The following is a 21029-nucleotide window of genomic DNA, read 5'->3' as shown; positions in this document are numbered from 1 at the left end:
TATGGTCGCAATCAAACAGAGGTCTTCTGCGATGAAAGTTTCCAAGGCCCAAGCGGCGGAAAACCGGCAAGGCATTCTGGATGCCGCCGCGCGCCTTTACCGCGAGCGCGGCCTGTCGGGCGTGGGCGTGGCCGACATCACCCGCGATGCGGGGCTGACGCACGGCGGGCTGTACCGGCACTTCGCCTCCAAGGACGCCCTGGTGCGCGAGGCCTGCGCACAGGCGTTCGACTGGTCGATCGCGCCGCTGGAGGGCGCGCAAGACGCCACCGACCTGGCATCGCGTGTGAAGAGCTACCTGTCCTCCACCCACCGTGACCATCCGGGGGAAGGCTGCCCTGCAGCGGCACTGGCCGTGGATGCCGCCCGGGCCGGCGGCGACCTCTCCGAGGTGTTTGCCCAGGGCATCGAACGCAACATCGACCGCTTCGCCCGGGTGATCGAAGACCTGGCACCGGGCGAAGGTGTCCCCAGCGCTCCAAACCGGGCACGTGCCATGGAAATGCTGGCGACCATGGTGGGCGGGCTCGTGCTGGCACGGGCCACGGCAGCGGGCAGGCCCGCGCTTTCCGACGAAATCCTCGCCACGCTGCGCGAGAAACTGACCGCGCCGCCCGACGACGCAAAAGGCTGACAAGGCTGATTCGGCGGCTGCAGAGAACGCGCCAGCCCGGCAGATCCAAAGCGGCCCCCTCTCCTGCCAATGCGGGCCTAAAACCCAAACTCGGCAGGCTGAAAGATTGTGAGAAAACGCACTGACACGCCGGATACGGCCCCGCATACTGCGGTTTTTATCTGAGAGGAGAGAAACCATGAACAACGCATCCCGCCATACCGCTTCCGCCGCAGCATCCCAAGATGCCGGCCAACTCGTCCTGCGTGTCGCCGTCGGCGTGCTGGTGCTGCTGCACGGCATCTTCAAGCTGCAGAACGGAGTGGGCTTCATCAGCGGCATGCTGGAGCGGGCCGGCCTGCCCGGCGCCCTGGGCTACCTGGTGTTCGTCGGCGAGATCCTGGCGCCCGTGCTGATGATCATCGGCTTGGGCGCGCGTGCCGGCGCCGCCATCGTGGTGGTCAACATGCTGGTGGCGTTCGGCCTGGTGCACATGGCCGACCTCTTCGCGCTCAACAAGCAGGGCGGATGGGCGCTGGAACTGCAAGGCCTGTACCTGTTCGGCGCTTTGAGCGTGGTGCTGCTGGGCGCCGGCCGCTACAGCGTGGGCGGCGTGAACGCCAAATTCAACTGAAGAAGGATGCGCGGCGGCACCCGCCGCCGCTCAACCGGGCTCACCTGAGCCCATGCCGTTTGCTATAAACAATATAGCAACCAGGGCATGATTCACTAGGGCATCCGCCCGATTTCGATCAAACCGCGGCGGGAACGGGCACCGCCACCAGCGGAATGCGGCCCTCCTCGATGCCGTGGCAGGCCACGCGGGCGCCGCCCTGGTTCAGCAACTGGGGGCGCTCGGTGCGGCAGCGGTCGTTGGCATGCGGGCAACGCGGGTTGAACGCGCAGCCGGACGGCGGGTTCAAAGGATTGGGCACCTCCCCCTGCACCGGCGTGCGCGAGCGGCCGGTGTCGTGCATCTTGGGGATGGCGTCCAGCAGCATGCGCGTGTAGGGATGGCGCGGCGTGGCGAACAGCTCGCGCTTGTCGGCCAGCTCCACCAGGCGCCCCAGGTACATCACGCCCACCTGGTCGCTCACATGGCGCACCACCGCGAGGTTGTGCGAGATGAACAGGTAGGTCAGGTGCCGCTCGCGCTGCAGGTCCTTCATGATGTTGAGCACCTGCGCCTGCACCGAGACGTCCAGCGCCGACGTGGGCTCGTCGCACACGAGGAATTCCGGCTCGGTGGCGAGGGCCCGCGCGATCGAGATGCGCTGGCGCTGCCCGCCCGAGAACTGGTGCGGGTACTTCACCATGTCCAGCGGCGACAGGCCCACCGACTGCAGCAGTTCGCCCACGCGGGCCTTCAGCTCGGCCTTGTCGGTGATGAGGCCGTGTTCGCGCAGCGGCTCGCCGATGATGTCCTCGACCAGCCAGCGCGGGTTGAGGCTGGCATACGGGTCCTGGAAGATCATCTGGATGCGGCGGCGCATGGCCTGTGCGTCCTTGCCCTTGAAGGCCGCGTGGGCGTCCTGCCCGTCGAAGGTGAGGCCGCCGCGCGTGGGCTCGTACAGGCCCACCAGCAGCCGCGCCACGGTGCTCTTGCCGCAGCCGGACTCGCCCACGAGCGCCAGCGTCTTGCCGCGCTCGATCTCGAAGCTCACGCCATCGACGGCATGCAGCAGCGTGCGCGGCTTGCGCTCCAGCACGCGGTTGAGCCAGGGGGCGGACACATCGAACGTCTTGGCCAGGTCGTGCGCCTGCACCAGGGGCTTGCCGGCGCCGGCGCTGGTGCTGGCGGAAGGGGTGGGAACGTGGGCGCTCATGCGGCGGCTTTCTCGGGCAGGTCGTGCAGCCAGCAGGCGGCTTTCGTGGCGCCGGCCTGCAGCAGGTCGGGGCGCTCCACCTTGCAGCGGTCGAAGGTGTGGGGGCAGCGCGGATTGAAGGCGCAGCCCTGGGGGATGGCGTTCAGGCGCGGCATGGCGCCGTCGATCTGGTTCAGGCGCTCGCGCTCCTGCTCCATGTCGGGAATGGACGCCATCAATCCGGCCGTGTAGGGGTGCGCCGGATGGTTGATGACCTCGTGCACGGGGCCGATCTCGGCCACGCGGCCGGCGTAGAGCACCGCCACCCGGTCGCAGGTCTCGGCGATCACGCCCATGTCGTGGGTGATGAGCATCACGGCCGCGCCGCGCGATTTGCAGATGTTCTTGAGCAGCTGGATGATCTGCGCCTGGATCGACACGTCCAGCGCCGTGGTGGGCTCGTCCGCCACGATGAGCTGCGGCTCGGCCGCCAGCGCCAGGGCGATCACCACGCGCTGGCGCATGCCGCCCGAGAACTGGTGGGGGTAATGGTCCACGCGCTGCTCGGCGGCCGGAATGCCCGTGTCCTTGAGCAGGTCGATGGCGCGGCGGCGCGCCTCGGCGCCATTCACCGGCAGATGGGCCTGGATGGTCTCGACGAGTTGCTGGCCCACGGTGTACAGCGGGTTCAGCGAGGTGAGCGGGTCCTGGAAGATCGCGCCGATGCGCCGGCCGCGGATGTGCCGCATCTCGCGCGACGACAGGTTGTCGATGCGCTGCCCCTCCAGCACGATCTGGCCGGAGGCCACCCGCCCCGGCGGCTCCAGCAGGCCGATGATGGCCGCGCCCGTGAGCGACTTGCCGGCGCCCGACTCGCCCACCACGCCCAGGATTTCGCCGGGCGCGATGGAAAAGGAGATGTCGTCCAGCGCGCGCAGGGTGCCGCGGCGGCTGGGGAATTCGACGACGAGGTTCTTGACTTCGAGAAGGCTCATGGGGTGCTTTCAGCGGAGACGGGGATTCAGCGCGTCACGCAGCCAGTCGCCCAGCAGGTTCACCGACAGGGCAATCAGCACCAGCATGGCGCCCGGAAACACCGTGATCCACCACTCGCCCGAGAACAGGTAGTCGTTGCCGATGCGGATCAGCGTGCCCAGCGACGGCGAGGTGGGCGGCGCGCCCACCCCCAGGAACGACAAGGTCGCCTCGGTGATGATGGCCGTCGCCACCTGGATGGTGGCCAGCACCATCACCGGGCCCATCACGTTGGGCAGCACGTGCTTGCGCATGATGCGCAGCGAGTTGACGCCCGTCACCCGCGCGGCCTGGACGTATTCCTTGTTGCGCTCCACCAGCGTGGAGCCGCGCACGGTGCGCGCGTATTGCACCCAGCCGGTGAGCGAGATCGAGAGGATCAGCACCCCGAACGCGAGCGACTCGTGCGCGTTGGGAAACACCGCGCGGCCCACGCCGGCGATCAGCAGCGCCACCAGGATGGCCGGGAACGACAGCATCACGTCGCACAGGCGCATGAGCACCGCATCCACCCAGCCGCCGCGAAAGCCCGCCAGCAGCCCGAGCGCCACGCCGACCACCACCGACAGCACCACCGAGGCAAAACCCACGATGAGCGAGATGCGGGCGCCATAGATCACCGCGGAAAGAATGTCGCGGCCCTGATCGTCCGTGCCCAGCAGGTATTTGGAGGAACCCTCGGCGCTCCAGGCCGGCGGCAGCCGCGCATCGCCCAGTTCGAGCGTGGTCAGGTCGAACGGGTTGTGCGGCGCGACCCATCCTGCGAAGAACGAGCAGAACACGCAGATGAGCGCGATCACCGCCGCGCCGATGGCCACGGGCGAGGTGCGAAAGCTGTGGCCGACATCGCTGTCGAACCATCGGAAGAGCGTTTTATTCATCGTGTTTGGAAACCCCAGAAAACTCACTGCGCCGGCGCCGGATGGCTGCCGCCTCGGTGGGGCGCCCTGCCGGGCCACCCCGCTTGCCACGCCACACCGGCGTTCACTTGACGATGCTCATCCATTTGAAGGGCATGAAGTTGTCCGCCATCTGCACCAGCTTGACCTTCTTGCTCACGCCCCAGGCCAGCGCCTGCTGGTGCAGCGGCACGTGGCCGATGTCGGCCGCGTGGATCTCGAACGCCTCGCGGATCATCGCGTTGCGCTGGGTCTTGTCGGTTTCCGACTGGATCCTTTTGGTGAGCTCATCGACCTTGGGGTTGCAGTACGCGCCCAGGTTGAACTGGCCGGCGCCCTTGTCGTCCACGCAGGCCATGAGCGCATTCAGCGCGTTGTGCGCGTCGTAGGTGGCGGGCGACCAGCCGAGCATGTAGAAGCTCGTGTCGCGCCGCAGCACCTTCGGAAAATAGGTGCCCTTGGTTTCGGCCTGCAGGTTGATCTTGACGTTGATGCGGGCCAGATTGGCGGCCACCGCCTGGCACACGCGGCCGTCGTTCACATAGCGGTCGTTGGGGCAGTTCATCGTCAGCTCGAAGCCGTTGGCGTAGCCCGCCTCGGCCATGAGCTTCTTGGCCGCATCGGCGTCGTAGGGCAGCCGCTTCATGTCGGCCTGGAAGCCGTTGATGCCGGGGCCGACCAGCTGGGCGGAGGGGTTGGCCGCGCCGCGCATGACGGTCTTGCGGATGCCCTCGATGTCGATGGCCTGGTAGAACGCCTGCCGCACCCGCTTGTCCTTGAAGGGGTTCTTGCCCTTCACGCTGGAGTACAGCAGCTCGTCGCGCTTTTGGTCCATGCCCAGGAAGATGGTGCGCAGCTCGGGACCCGTCACGGCGCGGGTGTTGGGGCTGGTGTTGACGCGCTCGATGTCCTGCACCGGCACGGGCTCCATCACGTCCACCTCGCCCGACAGCAGGGCGGCCACGCGGGTGGCGTCGTTGCCGATCGGGGTGTAGATGATTTCGCTGGCGTTGCTTTCGATGGCGCCCCAGTAGGTACCGTTGCGCGTGAACACCGTGCGCACGTTGGGCTGGCGCTCGCGCACGCGGAACGGCCCCGTGCCATTGGCACGGAACGACGCGGCGTTCTCGACCCCCTTGCGGCGGTCCACCGGCGTCATGGCCTGGTTGGTCTCGCACCACTTCTTGCTCATGACGTAAACGAGCGTGAGCACGTCCGGCAGGATGGGATAGGGCGAGCGGGTCTCGATCTCGACCGTGTAGTCGTCGATCTTGCGCACTTCCTTGAAGTCGTTCGTATAGCTCTTCATGTCCGAGCCCTCGACCTGCGTGCGGCCCAGCGAGAACACCACATCGTCGGCCGTGAACGGGGTGCCGTCGTGGAACTGCACGCCGCGCCGCAGTTCGAAGCGCCAGACCGTGGGCGCCGTCATCTTCCAGCTGGTGGCGAGCGCAGGCGCGAGGCTCAGGTCCTTGTTGCGTCCCACGAGCGGCTCATAGACGTTGCCGGTCACGCTCAATTGCAATGACTCGTTGAGCGAGTGCGGGTCCATCGACAGGGCATCGCCCTGGTTCGCCACGCGGATGGTCTGCGCCCCCGCGACGGACACCGTGGCGACCATCGCCAGGGCCAACGCCGTTTTTGTCTGGAATTTCATGGGGACTCCTGAGGAAGAAAAGGGGGGTGTGCGCATGCGGGCCGATGCGGGCGTCATGCGCTCGCCAGGGGCATGGCCTGCTCGACCAGGCTGGCATGCAGCGCGGCGCCCAGCGGCAGGATGTCGTCGTTGAAGTCGTAGCGGTTGTTGTGCAACGCGCTGTTGCCCGGGCCCGTGCCCTGGCCGATGCGCAGGTAGGCGCCGGGCTTGTTCTGCAGCATGAAGGAGAAGTCCTCCGCGCCCATGCTGGGGTCCATGTCGCGCACCACGTTCTCGCCGCCCACCAGCGATTCGGCCACGTCGCCCGCGAACTGCGCGTGGCTTTCGGTATTGATGGTGGCCGGGTAGATGCGTTCGTAGCGCACCGTGGCGGTGGCGCCGAAGCCGAGCGCAATGGCGCTGCACAGCTCCTGGATGCGCCGCTCCAGCATGTCCTGCACCACCGGATCGAAACTGCGCACCGTGCCCACCAGCGTGGCCGTGCCGGGCAGCACGCTGAAGGCGCCCAGATCGCCCGCCTGGATCGCGCACAGGCTGATCACGGCGCTGTCGATGGGGCGCACGTTGCGCGAGACGATGCCCTGCACCGCGGTGATGATGTGCGCCGCCACCAGCACCACGTCCACCGTCTGGTAGGCATGCGCGCCGTGGCCGCCCCGGCCGGTGATCTCGATCGTCACGCGGTCGGCCGCAGCCATCATGGCGCCCGAGTTCAATCCGATGGTGCCGGGCTTCATGGCAGGCCAGTTGTGCATGGCGTACACCGACTGCACGGGAAAGCGCTCGAACAGGCCGTCCTCCACCATCACCCGCGCGCCGGCAAAGCCTTCTTCTCCGGGCTGGAAGATCAGCACGGCGGTCCCGTCGAAATGGCGCGTGGCGGCCAGGTAGCGCGCCGCGCCGATCAGCATGGCGGTGTGCCCGTCGTGACCGCACCCGTGCATGAGGCCGGATTTGCAGGACTTCCACGCGAAATCGTTCTGCTCGGCCATCGGCAGCGCGTCCATGTCGGCACGCAGGCCGATCATGCTGCGGCTGCCCCGGCCCTGCCCGCGGATCACGGCGACGATGCCCGTGCGCCCGATGCCATCGTGGATTTCGTCCACGCCGCAGACCTTGAGCGCTTCCTTCACGCGGGCCCCGGTGTACACCTCCTCGAAGCCGAGTTCGGGGTGGGCGTGCAGGTCCCGCCGGAACGCGGTGAGTTCGGGGTGGTACTGCGCGATGTGCGCGAAGGCCCGGCCCCCGGCTTTGAAGCGAAGCGCCTGCGCCATGTCTCAGTGCCCTCCGGCCTTGCCCACGCGCAGGCGTGGATCGACGGCGAAATACAGCAGATCGACCACGAGGTTGATCACCACGAAGATGAGCGCGATCAGGCACAGGTAGGCCGCCATCACCGGAATGTCCGCGAAGGTGACTGCCTGGATGAACAGCAGGCCCATGCCCGGCCACTGGAACACCGTCTCGGTGATGATGGCGAAGGCGATGAGGCCGCCCAGTTGCAGGCCCGTGATGGTCATCACCGGCACCAGCGTGTTCTTGAGGGCATGGCCGAAGTGGATGGCCCGGTCGGACAGGCCGCGCGCGCGGGCGAACTTGATGTAGTCGGTGCGCAGCACCTCCAGCATCTCGGCGCGCACGAGCCGCATGATCAGCGTGAGCTGGAAGATCGCCAGCGTGATCGCCGGCAGCGTGATGTGGTGCCAGCCCTTGAGGCTGAGCAGGCCGGTGCTCCACCAGCCCAGTTGCGTGACAGGACCCCGCCCGAAGCTCGGGAACCAGCCCAGGTGCACGGCGAACACGAGGATCAGCAGGATGCCGATCAGGAAGGTGGGCAGCGACACGCCGAGCAGCGACAGCGTCATGAATAGCTGGCTCGCAAAGCTGCCGCGCCGCAGCGCGGCATACACGCCCATCGGCACGCCGATCAGCAGCGCGAGCACGGCGGCCACGAGCGCCAGCTCCAGCGTGGCGGGAAAGCGCTCGGCGATCAGCCGCGACACCTTGGCGCCCTGGCGCAGGCTGAGGCCGAACTCGCCTTGCGCGGCGTTCACCAGAAAGTGCCAGAACTGCACGATGAACGGCTTGTCCAGGCCGAGTGCCGCGCGCAGCTCACGGATCTGCTCGGGCGTGGCATCCTGGCCGAGCAGGAAGGTGACGGGATCTCCGACGTACTGGAACAGCATGAAGGAGATGAAGGCCACCGCGATCATCACGATGACGGCCTGGATCAGGCGTCGCAGAATAAAGGCAAGCATCAGTGAACCGTGAGTGAATCGGGCATGCTAGCAGGGGGATGGGCCATTGCCGCGAATACCCCCCAGCCGACAGTTGGGCAAGCGGAAACCCGGGTTGGCAGTCTCCGCCGCATTGCGTGAATCAATTGATCTTGACCGTGCGCATGTCCACGCGGTTGTCGGCCCGGTGGACCACTTCCACCGTCTTTTTCATGGCCCAGGGAATGACCTGGTCGTACAGCGGAATGTGCGAAACCGTGTCGTTGGACAACTGCAGCGCCTCGGTCAGCATGCGCGAGCGCACCGGTGCATCCGTCTCCGCCTTGATGCGGTCCACGAGGTAGTCCATGCGCTCGTTGCTGTAGCGGCCCACGTTGTAGTTGCCATCGCCGCCCGTGCCGACGGTGCGCACCAGCGACTGCAGGCTGTAGAGCGCGTCGAAGGTCGGCACGCCCCAGCCGAGCATGTAGATGCTGGCTTCGCTGCGCTGGATCATCGGAAAGTACGTCACCTGCGGCAGCGTGCGCAGCTTGGCTTTCACGCCGATGCGCGCCCACATGGCCGTCACGGCCTGGCAGATGGCTTCGTCGTTGATGTAGCGGTTGTTGGGGCAGGCGAAGTCCACCTCGAAGCCATCGGCGTAGCCGGCGTCCGCCATGAGCTTCTTCGCGGCCTCGACGTCATACGGCATGCGCTTGCCTACCGCCTCGGTCCAGCCTGCGACCTGGGGCGCCACCAGCGTGCCGGTCGGCTTGCCCAGCCCGCGCATGATGCTACGGGTGAGCGTGTTCACATCGACGGCCTGGTACAACGCACGGCGCACGCGCACGTCCTTGAACGGGTTCTTGCCCTTCACGCTGGAGCCCGTCAGTTCCTCGCGGAACTGGTCCATGCCGAGAAAGATGGTGCGGTTCTCCACCCCATCGACCACCTTCAGGTCGGCACCGGAGCGCAGCCTTGCCAGGTCCTGCGGCGACGGATCGAGCACCATGTCCACCTCGCCGGAGAGCAAGGCCGCCACGCGCGTGGAGGCGGATTTGATGGGCGTGTAGACGATCTCCGTCACGTTGCCTTCCATCGTTCCCCACCAGTTCGGGTTGCGCTTGAACACCATGCGCACATCCGGCTGCCAGGACTCGAGGGTGTACGGCCCCGTGCCCATGGCGTTGCGGTGGGCAAAGTTTTCGTCGGTGCCCTTGATGTCCTTGGGCTCCACGGATTTGTTCTTCTCGGCCCAGGCCTTGCTCATGATGCGCAGCTCGGTCAGCTGTCGCAGCAGCACGGGATTGGGCGACTTGAGGAAGATGTCGAACGTCTGTCCATCGACCTTCACGATCCGGTCGAAGCCTTGAACGAACGGCGTGTAGTTGGAGGTCTTGGCCATGGCCCGCGAGAGCGAGTACACCGCATCGTCGGCCGTGAACGCCGAGCCGTCATGGAACTTGACGCCTTGCCGCAGCGTGAAGCGCACCTGCGTAGGAGTCACCTCCCGCCATGCCGTCGCCAGCACGGGTTCGATCTCGAAGGTGCGGCTGTTGTAGTACGTCAGCGTTTCGTACACGTTCGCGTGCAGCCCGTTCTGCAGGGCGTTGTTCTGCGAGTGGATGTCCCATGTCGAGATCTCGCCTTGGCTGGCCCATTTGAACGTTTTGGAATGGGCAAGGGGCGAAGCGAGAATGGCGCAGGCGGCAGCGCCCGAAACGATGGCAGTGATGAGCTTCATGGAACCTCTTGGATAAAGCGTGGAACATGCCGCATTCCTTTTTGAGGAATGCGGAAGGTCACTGGAAACCGGGGTCTGACCGGCCCAGGATCTGGCATGAGCGGGAAACCCATGCAAGGAAGGTGCCAGTCCCTACCATGCGCGGATCGGCGCTGGCGGGCCGCCCGGCCCTTCGGGTGCACTCAGTGCAGACAGCCTATTGCGGAGAGGCTGGCGTTCGCATTGACGATCGGCTGTGCCTTGGGGGGGGCGCAGCCAGGACCCATCAGAAGCGGTGCCGCAGGCCGATCGTGTAGCCCGTGCGGCTCTTGGCACCATTGACCTGGCCTGCCGCATTGCTCAGGCTGATCTGGTCGCCTTTGAGCTTGGTGTGGTCGAGTTCGAGGTACGCGTCGGTGCGCTTGGAGAACGCATAGTCGAAGGCCATCGTGAAGAAGTCCGCCTTGCCCTTGGCCGCCGCGGTGGCGCCTTTTTGCTCGGCACGGAAATAGTGCGCCCCGATGTTCAACTGGGGTGTGATCTGGTAACCCGCGCCGATCTTGTAGATGGTGCGCTTGTTGGCAGCCAGGAAGGCCGGCCCGCCGAAGCCGCCGTTGATCGTGCCCTGCCACATGGCTCCCAGCACCGCCCGGTCCACGGCGGTGAGGCCATCGTCCACCTTGTTCTGGCCGTACCCCGCGTTGAAGTACCAGTCGCCCATGCGGTAGGAACCGCCCACCGTCCAGGCATCGACTTTCTTACCCGAAGCAAATTCGTAGTTCTGGTAACCCAGGCCAGCAGCCAGGCCGCCCGCCGCATAGCGCAGATAGCCACCCGCCGTCTTGCCGCCGGTGGGATTTTTCTCATCGAATGAATACTGCACCGCACCTCGCCACGGACCGACCTCGGCCATGTACTTGAGCATGTTGTCGGCCCGCGCGCCCAGTGCAAAACCGATTTCCGGCTTGTACACGTCCATGTAGGGGGAATAGGGATACGAGGCATAGGTGCTCGTGACCAAATCAAACAGGATGTTGTACTGGCGACCCATGGTCAGCCGTCCAAAACCGCCTTGCAGACCCACCCATGACTGCTGGAAATAAGGAGTCGCTGCCGTCCCCGTGTCCGCACCGAATCTGTTTTCCAAGTTGACCAAGGCTTTCAACCCACCGCCCAGGTCTTCGCTCACATTGATGCCCCAACGGCTTTGCGACATGCCGCCGCCCACCATCTGGTTCAGCGAGCCGCCAGGGCTGCCAGCAGGGCCTTCGTTGTTGGTGTGGCGATATGCCATATCCACAATACCGTATAGCTGCACGCTACTGGTATTGGCCTGGGCGAACAGCAATGGCGAGGCCACAGCCAATGCAGCGGCAGCAATGGTCTTTGTCACAAACGGAGTGCGCATGTGTTGTCTCTTTCTGCTTGGAATAAGGGAAATTCATTTTAGAAATCCCTTTTTTTGTAGAACAGAGCGTATGGCGGCATACCCACAGTCGTTTTCCCTAGTTATTTGTTACATGCGCGACAGAGGGGGCATGAATGCAAAAAGCCGCCGACCCGAAGGTCGGCGGCTTTTTTCTTCTCAAGAACCGCTGACTTACGTCAGCGCTCTATTAGAAGGAGTGACGGATACCAACTTGGTAGCCGTTGACGTTCTCGCCAGGCAGAGCGGTAGCGCCGGTCAGGCCGTTGCTGGCCAGAACGCGCGTTGCGCCGCCCTTGTTTTGCATGTGAGCGATCGTGCCATACACAGCGGTGCGCTTGGACAGGTCATACACATAGCCCAGAGCCAGCACGCGCGAATCGGCGCCGCTGTTCTTCAGGTCCAGGTTCGCGAACGAAGCCTTCACCGTGCCAGGACCAACAGGAGCGGTCAGGCCGATCAGGTACGTAGCGTACTTGGTCTGCACAGCAGCGTTGTTCTTTTCTTGGTGATAGATGAAGATTGGCTTCACGACGCCCAGATCGTACGAACCAGCGATGGAGTACGTGGTCACGTCTTGGGGAGCGGTAGCGCCGCGCAGCTTGTCAGCTGCCAGGGTCACGCTCAGAGGACCGTTTTCGTAGCCGCCGGCCAGGCCGAGGTAGTTGCCAGCCTTGTCGTAGGCAGCGTTGGAAGGCGTTTCGCCGAAAGCGTAGTGCACGGTACCGAAGAAGCCACCCAGGTTGCCAGGGGTGCGGTAGCTCACGCCGTTGCCGATACGGAAAGGTTGGCCAGCAATGCCGAAGCCCAGGAAGTTAGCAACGCCAACTTGACCGAACGGGTCATACGAGCTGGGCTTGTCGTAGCCAGCCGTCAGTTCACGACCCAGACGAACTTCACCGAAGTTGCCCATCAGGCTCAGCGTGGAACGACGCTTGAATTCGAAGCCAGGACCCGTAGCGCCGCCGCCAGCACCGGTACCGGTGTCGTTCTGGATAGCGCCTTCGAGCCAGAAGCCAGCCTTCAGACCGCCACCGAGGTCTTCAACGCCGCGGAAACCCAGACGGCTGGTTGCATTGCCGCTGTTGTACACGCCGGTCACGGAATTGTCGGCGGAAACGCGGCCAACGCCAGCGTCAACGATACCGAACATCGTGACGGAAGATTGAGCCATTGCAGCGCCGGAAGCAGCCAGCACAGCCAGGGCAATCAGGGATTTTTTCATTGCGAGTTACTCCAAGGTTAAACGAGGGCGCCGGTTCGGGGGGCTGAGATGCACAAGCGCAGTCCGCCGGATCCCCGGGCCAACCTCCTGGTGGGGAAGTTGTCCTTATTGCAACAGAGCCACGTCCGTTTCGCAAAGGAATTCCCTCACAATTGCACCGAAAGGCCCAAATCGTTGCTGTACTGCAACAACCCGAGAGACGTCACGGAACTGACTTGTCGCGGCGCCCCGTGGGCAAAGCCTGCTCGCATTTTTGTATCCATTCGAAAGCCTTGTCGCACTTTTCGAACTTCACCCGATTTTTCCATGGATTCACTTTTGTCGGCGGTCGATACCGCCCTGCGCACTCTCTTTGCGAAACCGCGGGCTGGCGAGCCGTCACCGGCCAGCGCACATCCCGAGGCCCCACTCTCGCCGGCGGAAAAGCGCCTGGCGGGCGCCCTGATGCGGGTGAATCACGTGGGGGAAGTATGCGCCCAGGCCCTCTACACCGGCCAGGCCGCCGTGACGCGGGATGCCCAATTGCGCGCCCACCTGCTGGAAGCGGCGCGCGAAGAAACGGACCACCTCGCCTGGACGCGCGAGCGGCTGGATGCGCTGGGCGACCGGCCGAGCCTGCTCAATCCGCTGTGGTTCGCCGGCGCGTTCGCCATCGGCTGGACGGCGGCCCAGGTCAGCGACCGGGTGAGCCTGGGACTCGTGGTGGAAACCGAACGGCAGGTGGCTCAGCATCTTCAGAGCCATCTGGAGCGATTGCCTGCCCAGGACCTCGCGTCCCGCGCAGTGGTGTCGCGCATGAAAAGCGACGAAGAGCGCCACGCCAGCGGCGCCCTGGCGGCAGGTGGACAGGAGTTGCCCACGCCGGTGCGCCTGCTGATGAAAGTCGCCGCCAAGTGCATGACCACAGTGGCCCATCGCATCTGACTGACTTGCACCGGTTGAAGCGGCTGGCCCGGCCAACGCGCTGCTCGCATCAGCCCTCGACGATGTCGAAGCCCGTGGTGATCTCCGCCGTCTTGGCCAACATGATGCTGGCCGAACAGTATTTTTCGTGGCTCATGGCGATCGCACGCTCGACCGCCGCAGCAGGCAGCGCCTTGCCCGTCACGGTGAATTGCATGTGGATGCGGGTGAACACCTTTGGATCGACCGACGCGCGTTCGGAGGTGAGCTTGACGCTGCAGCCGCGCACATCGTGCCGGCCGCGCTTGAGAATCAGCACAACGTCGTAGGCCGTGCATCCGCCAGTGCCTGCCAGCACGGTTTCCATGGGACGAGGCGCCAGGTTCTGCCCTCCGTTGGCGGGGTTGGCGGCATCCGGCGCGCCGTCCATGGCCAGGACATGGCCGCTGCCGGTTTCGGCGATGAATCCCATGCCGGATCGGGTGCCTGAGGCGCCCGTCCAGGTGACTGTGCATTCCATGTTGTTTTTCTCCATCAAAAAAAGCGAAAACGGCATTTCCATCCCGGGATGGCCCGTCAATTTTGCTGCAACGCAGCATGGTTTGGGCTACACTTCGAACCATGCGTTGCTCGAAAGAGTGGACAGCAAGCCCGAAACGGTTTGTTCGCACCCATTGTCTCCTCCATCTCCTCAAAGGATGGATTCGGCCCCGGACTTCACAGTCCGGGGCCGTTTTTTTTGTCCTGCGCACGGCGGCGGTGCCCCTGGGGCAACGCCTATGATGGCGGCCCGCCCGCGACCGGCGCGGCAACATCTGCACGACATGACCCCGCACCTCACGCCCCTGGACTACCTGAAGAAGATCCTCACCGCCCGCGTCTATGACGTGGCGGTCGAGTCGGCCCTGGAACCCGCCAAGGCCTTGAGCCGCCGGCTTCGCAATCAGGTGCTGCTCAAGCGCGAGGACCAGCAGCCGGTGTTCAGCTTCAAGCTGCGGGGCGCCTACAACAAGATGGCGCACCTGTCGCCCGAGCAGTTGCAAAAAGGCGTGATCTGCGCCTCGGCCGGCAACCATGCCCAAGGCGTGGCGATGAGCGCCCAAAAGCTGGGGGCCCGCGCCGTCGTCGTGATGCCGACGACCACGCCCCAGCTCAAGGTGGACGCGGTCAGGACGCTGGGCGGCGAGGTCGTGCTGCACGGCGACAGCTATTCCGACGCCTACGAACACGCGGCCCAATTGCAGGTGGCGCAGGGCCTGACTTTCGTGCACCCCTTCGACGACCCCGATGTGATCGCAGGCCAGGGCACCATCGCCATGGAAATCCTGCGCCAGTTGCAAAGCCTGGGCAGCAACCGGCTCGATGCGGTGTTCGTCGCCATCGGCGGCGGCGGACTGGTGAGCGGCGTGGCCAACTACATCAAGGCGGTGCGCCCCGAGATCCGCGTGATCGGCGTGCAGATGAACGATTCCGACGCCATGGCGCAATCCGTGGCCCTGGGCAGCCGGGTCACGCTGGCCGATGTGGGCCTGTTTTCCGACGGCACCGCCGTCAAGCTGGTGGGCGAGGAAACCTTCCGCGTGGCCCAAGGCCTGGTGGACGAGTTCATGACCGTGGACACCGACGCCGTGTGCGCCGCGATCAAGGACATCTTCGTGGACACGCGCAGCATCGTGGAGCCGGCCGGCGCGCTGGCCGTGGCCGCCATCAAGCAGTACGTCGATACGCACCAGACGCAGGGCGAGACCTACGCTGCCATCCTGTGCGGCGCCAACATGAATTTCGACCGGCTGCGCTTCGTGGCCGAGCGCGCGGAGGTGGGCGAGGAGCGCGAAGCCCTGCTGGCCGTCACCATTCCCGAAGAGCGCGGCAGCTTCAAGCGGTTCTGCGAGGTGGTGGGGCAGTTGCCCGGCGGCCCGCGCAACGTGACCGAGTTCAATTACCGCATCAGCGACGCGGCACGCGCCCATGTGTTCGTGGGCCTGACCACGCACGGCAAGGGCGAGTCGGAGAAGATCGCCCGCAACTTCCAGGGCCACGGATTCGAGGCGCTCGACCTCACGCACGACGAACTGGCCAAGGAGCACCTGCGCCACCTGGTGGGCGGCCGCTCGGCGCTCGCGCAGGAGGAGCGGCTGCTGCGCTTCGTCTTCCCCGAGCGGCCAGGGGCGCTGTTCAAGTTCCTGAGCCTGATGCAGCCGAGCTGGAACATCAGCCTGTTCCACTACCGCAACCAAGGCGCCGACTACGGGCGCATTCTGGTGGGCATGCAGGTGCCACCGGGCGATGCGGCGGCGTTCGACGCCTTCCTAGCCACGCTGGGCTATCCCTATGTGGAAGAAACGCTGAACCCGGCTTACCAGCTGTTCCTGCAGGCTGGGCGCACCTAGTTCAAACGCTTCAGGCAAAAATGGCCTCCAGCGCAATAAGGACTAGGGCATATAGCTATTAATTTAGTAGCAAACAAAATGCAGGCGCTTCGCCACTATCTGCTGGCCGTGCAGTTCTTCACCCGGATTCCCGTCACCGGCCGCACTGCGGCCTGGGTGGGCTACAGCCCGGCCCTGTTGCGCGCCAGCGCCGGGCACTTTCCGGGCGTGGGCTGGCTGGTGGCTGCTGCCGCGGCGGCGGTGTATGCCGCGCTCGGGTGGGCTCTGGGGCCCCAGCCGGCCGCGCCCTGGGTGTGTGCGGCGTTCAGCACCGTGGCCACCGTGCTGGTCACCGGGGGCTTCCATGAAGACGGCCTGGCCGACGTGGCCGACGGCCTGGGGGGCAGCCTGCAGCGCGAGCGGGCGCTGGAGATCATGAAGGACTCGCGCATCGGCGCCTTCGGGGCCATGGCGCTGGTGCTGGCGCTCGCCGCCAAGCTGGCCTTGCTCGCGCTGCTGGGCGCGGGCGGCCTGGGCGTGGTGCTGCCAGTGCTGGCCGCAGCCCATGTGCTGTCGCGCTTTTGGCCCCTGCTGCTGGTACGCACCCTGGCCCATGTGGGCGACACGGCCACCTCCAAGAGCAAGCCGCTGGCAGACCAGATCAGCGGGCGTTCGCTGGCCACGGCGTTCTTGTGGTCGATGGGGCCTCTGGCGCTGATGGGATATGCGCTGGGCGTTACTGTATTGATAGCGTCCATCGCTGCCAGCGCCTTGGCTGCGCTGTGGATGCGCCGCTGGTTCGTGCGGCGGCTGGGCGGGTTCACGGGAGACTGCCTGGGCGCCACCCAGCAGGTCGGCGAAATCGCCATCTACCTGGGCGCGGCCATCGCGCTCGGCCAGGGCCTGCGGTGACGCTGCGGCGCCTGTGGCTGGTGCGGCACGCCCTGCCGCTCGTGGCGCCGGGCGTCTGCTACGGCGCACTCGATGTGCCCGCAGACCCTGCCGCGACGGCCGATGCCGCCCGCCGGCTGGCCGACGCGCTGCCTGGCACGTTCGCGGCCATGCGCCACTCGCCGCTACAAAGATGTGAGCAGCTTGCGTACGCCCTGATTGCGATGAGGGTCGATTTGGCCAGTGAGCCCGACGCCCGTATCGCCGAGATGGATTTCGGCACTTGGGAAGGCCGCGGCTGGGATGCCATTGCCCGGGCGGAGATCGATGCATGGACGATGAACTTCGACGCCCCCCGCGCCAGCGGCGGCGACAGCCTGGTCGCGATGCTGCAGCGCGTGGACTCCGCGCTGGCCGAGGCGCGCCAGCTATCGCATGACCGCCGTGGCGATGTGCTGTGGATCACCCATGCCGGCGTGGCGCGCTGCGTGCAATGGCTGCAGACCCATCCCGGGCGCATGCCGCGTGCCGACGAATGGCCGGTGGCCGCGACGGGCTATGGGGAATGGGCCACGGTACCGCTGGAGGCACCCTCGGCCTGAAAACGTTTTGCGCCAAACGTTCGCAGCGGACCGGAATCCGGGGGTCTTTGTCACGGGGTTTCATGGATTTTCATTTGTTACCCGCGATCCTCGCTGACCCCCCTTCCACTCCGCTTATCGCTTGTCCGGAATTTCCAGCGTGACCGTGGCCGCGCCGTCGTGCGACGGCCCCAGGCGTGCCTGGCGGCGGCCCAGGGCCTGCAGCACCAGCCCTTCGGCCACCGTGGCCCCGACGCGGAACGGCTTGGCCGGCTGGCTGTCCACGGCGATCAAGGCCGCGCCGCCGCCGCTGGAGGTGCCGGCCAGCACGCCGACCAGCGCGAACCGGCTGGGTTCGCGCACCGCCGGCGCGGCTGGCGCTGCAGGGCCTGCGCCCAACAGCCGCGCGAGGGCCTGGGCATCGGGAGCGAGCGGCGCGGGCGCTGCCGCCGCCACGCCGGGCCCCGCCGGCCGGGCCGAAAGGCGCAGGCCCCAATAGACCACGCTTGCGCCTGCCAGCGCCCACAGGGCCATCGTGCCCAGGCGCACGCCCCACCTGCCGTATGTGTTTGTCACCATCGCACGATTATGATTGACCGCATCTGCCTTACCCGAGTCGCCCCTCAGTGAATTCACACGCCTCTTCCCTTGCACGCACCGCACGCCGCCGCCTGGCGGCCGGCTTCACCCTGATCGAATTGATGGTGGTGCTGGTGATCATCGGCGTGCTCGCCGCGCTCATCGTGCCCAACGTGCTCGACCGTGCCGACGACGCCCGCAGCACCGCGGCGCGCACCGACATCACCAACATCGTGCAGGCCCTCAAGCTGTACCGCCTGGACAACCAGCGCTACCCCACGGCCGAGCAGGGCCTGCAGGCGCTCATCGCCAAGCCCGCATCGGGCCCAGCGCCCGGCAACTGGCGCCCCTACCTGGACAAACTGCCCAACGACCCGTGGGGACGCCCCTATCAGTACCTCAGCCCCGGCATCAAGGGCGAAGTGGACGTGATGTCGTTCGGGGCCGACGGCCAGTCCGGCGGCGAGGGCAAGGATGCGGACATCGGCAGCTGGCAGTGACGGCCGCCCCACGGGGCCGCAGCCTGACGCGGCGCCCATGAACTCACCGCCCCCAGGCCCTGTGGCGATCGATATCCTGTGACCCCGCACCCTTTCCGCCGCGCCCGGGGTTTCACCCTGTTCGAGCTGCTGGTGGTGGTTTCGATCATCGCGCTGGCCACCGCCGGCGTCGGCTTTGCGCTGCGCGACAACGGCCAGACCCTGCTGGAGCGCGAGGGCGAACGGCTTTCGGCGCTGCTGGAGGCAGCGCGCGCGCAATCGCGGGCCTCCGGCGCCAGGGTGCGATGGCGCGCGTTCGCCGGGGGCTTTCGCTTCGAAGGGCTGCCGGGCAATCCGTCGCCCGGTGCCTGGCTGGACCCTGGCACGCAGGTGCTGGGGCCGGGCCTGCTGCAGCTCGGGCCGGAGCCGCTCATCGGCCCGCAGCAGGTCGTGCTGGCCAACCAGGGCCACCCGGGGCGCGCGGTGCGCGTGGTCACCGACGGTCTGCGGCCCTTCGCCGTGGAGCCCGCGCCATGACGGGCCGCCCCGGCGGGCATCCCCGGCCGCGTGAGCGCGGCTTCACGCTGGTCGAGGTGATGGTGGCGCTGGCCATCGTGGCGATCGCGCTCATGGCGGGGCTGCAGGCCACGTCGGCCCTCACGCGCAACGCCGCGCGCCAGACCGACGTGCTGCTGGCCCACCTGTGCGCCGAGAACGAACTCGTGAAGGTGCGCCTGTCGCGCCAGATGCCGCCCATCGGCGACAGCACGCTGGCCTGCGAGCAGGCCGGGCGCCGCTACGACGTCACGCTGGTCGTGCGGCCCACGCCCAACCCGCAGTTCCGCCGGGTCGATGCCCAGGTGTCCGACGGGCAGAACTCCGTGCTGCGCCTGTCCACCATCGTGGGGAGGTACTGACATGGGCCACCGAACCCGGCTTTCGCGCGGCTTCACGCTGATCGAACTGCTCGTGGCCATCGCCATCATGGCGATCCTGGCGATCATGAGCTGGCGCGGACTCGACGGCATGGTGCGCGCGCAGGAGCAGACGCGGGAGCGGGCCGACGGCCTGCTCGTCATCCAGGCGGCGCTCGCCCAGTGGGGCACCGACCTGGATGCCCTGCAGGCCATCGACCAGACCGAGCCGCTCGACTGGGACGGCCAGGTGCTGCGCATGACGCGCCGCAGCACCGCCGAGCCCGACGAGGGCCCGGTGGTCGTGGCCTGGACGCGGCGCAACGTGAACGGCATCGACCAATGGCTGCGCTGGCAGTCGCTGCCGGTGCGCACGCGGGCGCAATGGCGCGAGGCCTGGCAGCGCGCGGCGCAATGGGCCCGCACGCCGGGCGAGGCAGAGCGTCGCACCGAGACCGTGCTCATGCCGCTGGTGAACTGGCAGATCTACTACTACCGCGACGGGGCCTGGTACAACGCCCTGTCCAGCAGCGAGACGACCGCCAACCTGCCGCAATCGCAGGGCCCGACGGCGGCGACCAATATTCCCGAGGGCGTGCGGCTGCAGCTGACGCTGCCCTCCGGCCGGGCGCTGGCGGGCACGCTCACCCGCGACTGGGTCAACCCGGTGAACGGCGGAGGCAAGACATGACACGCGCCCACCGCACGCCCGGCCGCCGCCCCGCAGCACGCGGCGCGGCGCTGCTGGCCGCCATGCTCACCGTGACGCTGGTGGCCACGTTCGCCGCCGCGGCCATGTGGCAGCAGTGGCGCGCGGTCGAGGTGGAAACCGCCGAACGGGCGCGGGCACAGTCGGCATGGATCCTGGCGGGCGCGCTCGACTGGTCGCGGCTCATCCTGCGCGAGGACGCTGCCGCGCGCGACAGCGACGGCACCGACCACCTGGCCGAGCCCTGGGCCGTGCCGCTGGAAGAAGCGCGCCTGTCCACCTTCCTCGCGGCCGACCGCAACGTGAGCCAGCCCGAGGACGCGAGCACCGACACGGCCGATGCCTTCCTGTCCGGCCGGATCATCGACCTGCAGTCTCGCCTGAACCTCTTCAACCTGGTGGACGGCAACGCGGTGCAGGAAATTCCCCTGCGCCAGTTCACCCGCCTTTTCGAGCAGCTCGGCCTGCCGCGCCAGCAATTGAACCTGCTGGCCGACGGGTTGCGCCAGGCCAAGGCCACGGGCGGTGATGCGAGCAATGCGCCCCTGATGCCGCGCACCCTGTCGCAGCTGTCCTGGCTGGGCGTGGACGCCGCCACCATCGCGGCGCTGGAGCCCTACGCCACCGTGCTGCCACGCAGCACGCGGGTGAACCTGAACACGGCCAGCGCCCAGGTGCTGCAGGCCAGCATCGAGGGGCTGGACATGGCCGGCGCGCAGCAGCTGGTGCAGGCGCGCGAGGCGCGGCACTTTCGCAACGAGGAAGACGCGCGCAAGCTGCTGAGCGGCTCCGCGCAAATGGACACCACCACGCACACCGTCTCCTCGTCGTACTACGAAGTGCTCGGCCGGCTGCGGCTGGGAAGCACCGTGGTGCAGGAACGCTCCCTGGTCTACAAGGCCGGCCGCGAAGCCCGCACACTGTGGCGCGAACGGGGGGTCTTCGCGCGCAACGACGCCGCCGTGGCCACCCGCTGACCCCGGCCGCGCGATCCGTCATGCCACG

Annotated in this window: 22 protein-coding genes; 11 read left to right on the top strand and 11 right to left on the bottom strand. The window is 66.7% G+C overall.

The window, feature by feature from the left end:
- Positions 1-31: 31 nt before the first annotated feature.
- Together M5C98_RS04470 and M5C98_RS04465 are read left to right on the top strand one after the other, a co-directional pair.
- Complete coding sequence (locus tag M5C98_RS04470; protein ID WP_272551226.1) at positions 32-634, top strand: TetR/AcrR family transcriptional regulator; 603 nt, start codon at positions 32-34, stop codon at positions 632-634.
- Between the two features lie 178 nt (positions 635-812).
- Complete coding sequence (locus M5C98_RS04465) at positions 813-1247, top strand: DoxX family protein (protein WP_272551225.1); 435 nt, start codon at positions 813-815, stop codon at positions 1245-1247.
- 118 nt (positions 1248-1365) lie between these two features.
- Here M5C98_RS04465 and M5C98_RS04460 read toward each other — a convergent pair whose 3' ends face one another.
- The 9 genes from M5C98_RS04460 to M5C98_RS04420 all read right to left on the bottom strand — a co-directional run bounded on the left by M5C98_RS04460 (position 1366) and on the right by M5C98_RS04420 (position 12599).
- Positions 1366-2439, bottom strand: coding sequence for an ABC transporter ATP-binding protein (locus tag M5C98_RS04460; protein WP_272551224.1), 1074 nt, complete (start codon positions 2437-2439; stop codon positions 1366-1368).
- A complete protein-coding gene (locus M5C98_RS04455; RefSeq protein ID WP_272551223.1) occupies positions 2436-3413 on the bottom strand; it encodes an ABC transporter ATP-binding protein in 978 nt (325 codons plus the stop codon). Before M5C98_RS04455 ends, M5C98_RS04460 begins: the two co-directional genes overlap by 4 nt.
- 9 nt (positions 3414-3422) lie before the next feature.
- Positions 3423-4334: an ABC transporter permease gene (locus tag M5C98_RS04450; protein ID WP_272551222.1), complete on the bottom strand. Its 912-nt coding sequence runs from the start codon at positions 4332-4334 to the stop codon at positions 3423-3425.
- A 103-nt stretch (positions 4335-4437) separates the two neighbouring features.
- Positions 4438-6009 carry an ABC transporter substrate-binding protein gene (locus M5C98_RS04445; protein WP_272551221.1) on the bottom strand — a complete coding sequence of 524 codons (1572 nt, stop codon included), beginning with the start codon at positions 6007-6009 and terminating at the stop codon, positions 4438-4440.
- Between the two features lie 53 nt (positions 6010-6062).
- On the bottom strand, positions 6063-7283 hold the full coding sequence (locus tag M5C98_RS04440; protein ID WP_272551219.1) for a M20 aminoacylase family protein: 1221 nt from the start codon (positions 7281-7283) through the stop codon (positions 6063-6065).
- Positions 7284-7286: 3 nt separating this feature from the next.
- Positions 7287-8267 carry an ABC transporter permease gene (locus M5C98_RS04435; protein ID WP_272551217.1) on the bottom strand — a complete coding sequence of 327 codons (981 nt, stop codon included), beginning with the start codon at positions 8265-8267 and terminating at the stop codon, positions 7287-7289.
- Positions 8268-8388: 121 nt separating this feature from the next.
- Positions 8389-9969, bottom strand: a complete 1581-nt coding sequence (locus M5C98_RS04430; RefSeq protein ID WP_272551216.1) for an ABC transporter substrate-binding protein — start codon at positions 9967-9969, stop codon at positions 8389-8391.
- 265 nt (positions 9970-10234) lie between these two features.
- Positions 10235-11356 carry a porin gene (locus M5C98_RS04425; RefSeq protein WP_272551215.1) on the bottom strand — a complete coding sequence of 374 codons (1122 nt, stop codon included), beginning with the start codon at positions 11354-11356 and terminating at the stop codon, positions 10235-10237.
- Between the two features lie 208 nt (positions 11357-11564).
- Positions 11565-12599 carry a porin gene (locus tag M5C98_RS04420; protein WP_092743423.1) on the bottom strand — a complete coding sequence of 345 codons (1035 nt, stop codon included), beginning with the start codon at positions 12597-12599 and terminating at the stop codon, positions 11565-11567.
- Between the two features lie 306 nt (positions 12600-12905).
- Here M5C98_RS04420 and coq7 point away from each other — a divergent pair, with 306 nt between their 5' ends.
- Positions 12906-13523: a 2-polyprenyl-3-methyl-6-methoxy-1,4-benzoquinone monooxygenase gene (coq7, locus tag M5C98_RS04415; RefSeq protein ID WP_272551214.1), complete on the top strand. Its 618-nt coding sequence runs from the start codon at positions 12906-12908 to the stop codon at positions 13521-13523.
- A gap of 49 nt (positions 13524-13572) precedes the next feature.
- Here coq7 and M5C98_RS04410 read toward each other — a convergent pair whose 3' ends face one another.
- Positions 13573-14022 (bottom strand): OsmC family protein, encoded by a 450-nt coding sequence (locus M5C98_RS04410; RefSeq protein ID WP_272551212.1) that lies wholly within the window; start codon positions 14020-14022, stop codon positions 13573-13575.
- A gap of 304 nt (positions 14023-14326) precedes the next feature.
- On the opposite strand from M5C98_RS04410, the gene ilvA reads away from it, so the two are divergent.
- From ilvA to M5C98_RS04395, 3 genes are all read left to right on the top strand, one after another.
- Complete coding sequence (gene ilvA, locus M5C98_RS04405; protein WP_272551211.1) at positions 14327-15892, top strand: threonine ammonia-lyase, biosynthetic; 1566 nt, start codon at positions 14327-14329, stop codon at positions 15890-15892.
- A gap of 78 nt (positions 15893-15970) precedes the next feature.
- On the top strand, positions 15971-16783 hold the full coding sequence (locus M5C98_RS04400) for an adenosylcobinamide-GDP ribazoletransferase (protein WP_272551209.1): 813 nt from the start codon (positions 15971-15973) through the stop codon (positions 16781-16783).
- Positions 16780-17364, top strand: a complete 585-nt coding sequence (locus M5C98_RS04395) for a histidine phosphatase family protein (protein WP_272551208.1) — start codon at positions 16780-16782, stop codon at positions 17362-17364. The genes M5C98_RS04400 and M5C98_RS04395 overlap by 4 nt, the downstream gene beginning before the upstream one ends.
- Before the next feature lie 114 nt (positions 17365-17478).
- Here M5C98_RS04395 and M5C98_RS04390 read toward each other — a convergent pair whose 3' ends face one another.
- The gene (locus tag M5C98_RS04390; protein WP_272551207.1) at positions 17479-17922 is read right to left on the bottom strand and encodes a general secretion pathway protein C; all 444 of its coding nucleotides are present in this window, start codon (positions 17920-17922) and stop codon (positions 17479-17481) included.
- A gap of 122 nt (positions 17923-18044) precedes the next feature.
- Here M5C98_RS04390 and gspG point away from each other — a divergent pair, with 122 nt between their 5' ends.
- The 5 genes from gspG to gspK all read left to right on the top strand — a co-directional run bounded on the left by gspG (position 18045) and on the right by gspK (position 21001).
- Positions 18045-18422 carry a type II secretion system major pseudopilin GspG gene (gene gspG, locus M5C98_RS04385; protein ID WP_272553150.1) on the top strand — a complete coding sequence of 126 codons (378 nt, stop codon included), beginning with the start codon at positions 18045-18047 and terminating at the stop codon, positions 18420-18422.
- 78 nt (positions 18423-18500) lie between these two features.
- Positions 18501-18938, top strand: a complete 438-nt coding sequence (locus M5C98_RS04380) for a pilus assembly FimT family protein (RefSeq protein WP_272551205.1) — start codon at positions 18501-18503, stop codon at positions 18936-18938.
- Entirely contained in the window at positions 18935-19318 is a 384-nt protein-coding gene (gene gspI, locus M5C98_RS04375; protein WP_272551204.1) for a type II secretion system minor pseudopilin GspI, read from the top strand. The genes M5C98_RS04380 and gspI overlap by 4 nt, the downstream gene beginning before the upstream one ends.
- A gap of 1 nt (position 19319) precedes the next feature.
- Complete coding sequence (locus M5C98_RS04370; RefSeq protein WP_272551202.1) at positions 19320-20006, top strand: PulJ/GspJ family protein; 687 nt, start codon at positions 19320-19322, stop codon at positions 20004-20006.
- Positions 20003-21001: a type II secretion system minor pseudopilin GspK gene (gspK, locus tag M5C98_RS04365; protein WP_272551201.1), complete on the top strand. Its 999-nt coding sequence runs from the start codon at positions 20003-20005 to the stop codon at positions 20999-21001. The genes M5C98_RS04370 and gspK overlap by 4 nt, the downstream gene beginning before the upstream one ends.
- Positions 21002-21029: the final 28 nt, after the last annotated feature.

It is taken from the genome of Acidovorax sp. NCPPB 3576 (assembly GCF_028473605.1).
Lineage (GTDB): Bacteria > Pseudomonadota > Gammaproteobacteria > Burkholderiales > Burkholderiaceae_C > Paracidovorax.
The sequence above is the reverse complement of the archived record's forward strand: the minus strand, read 5'-3'. Positions and strand labels throughout refer to the sequence as shown.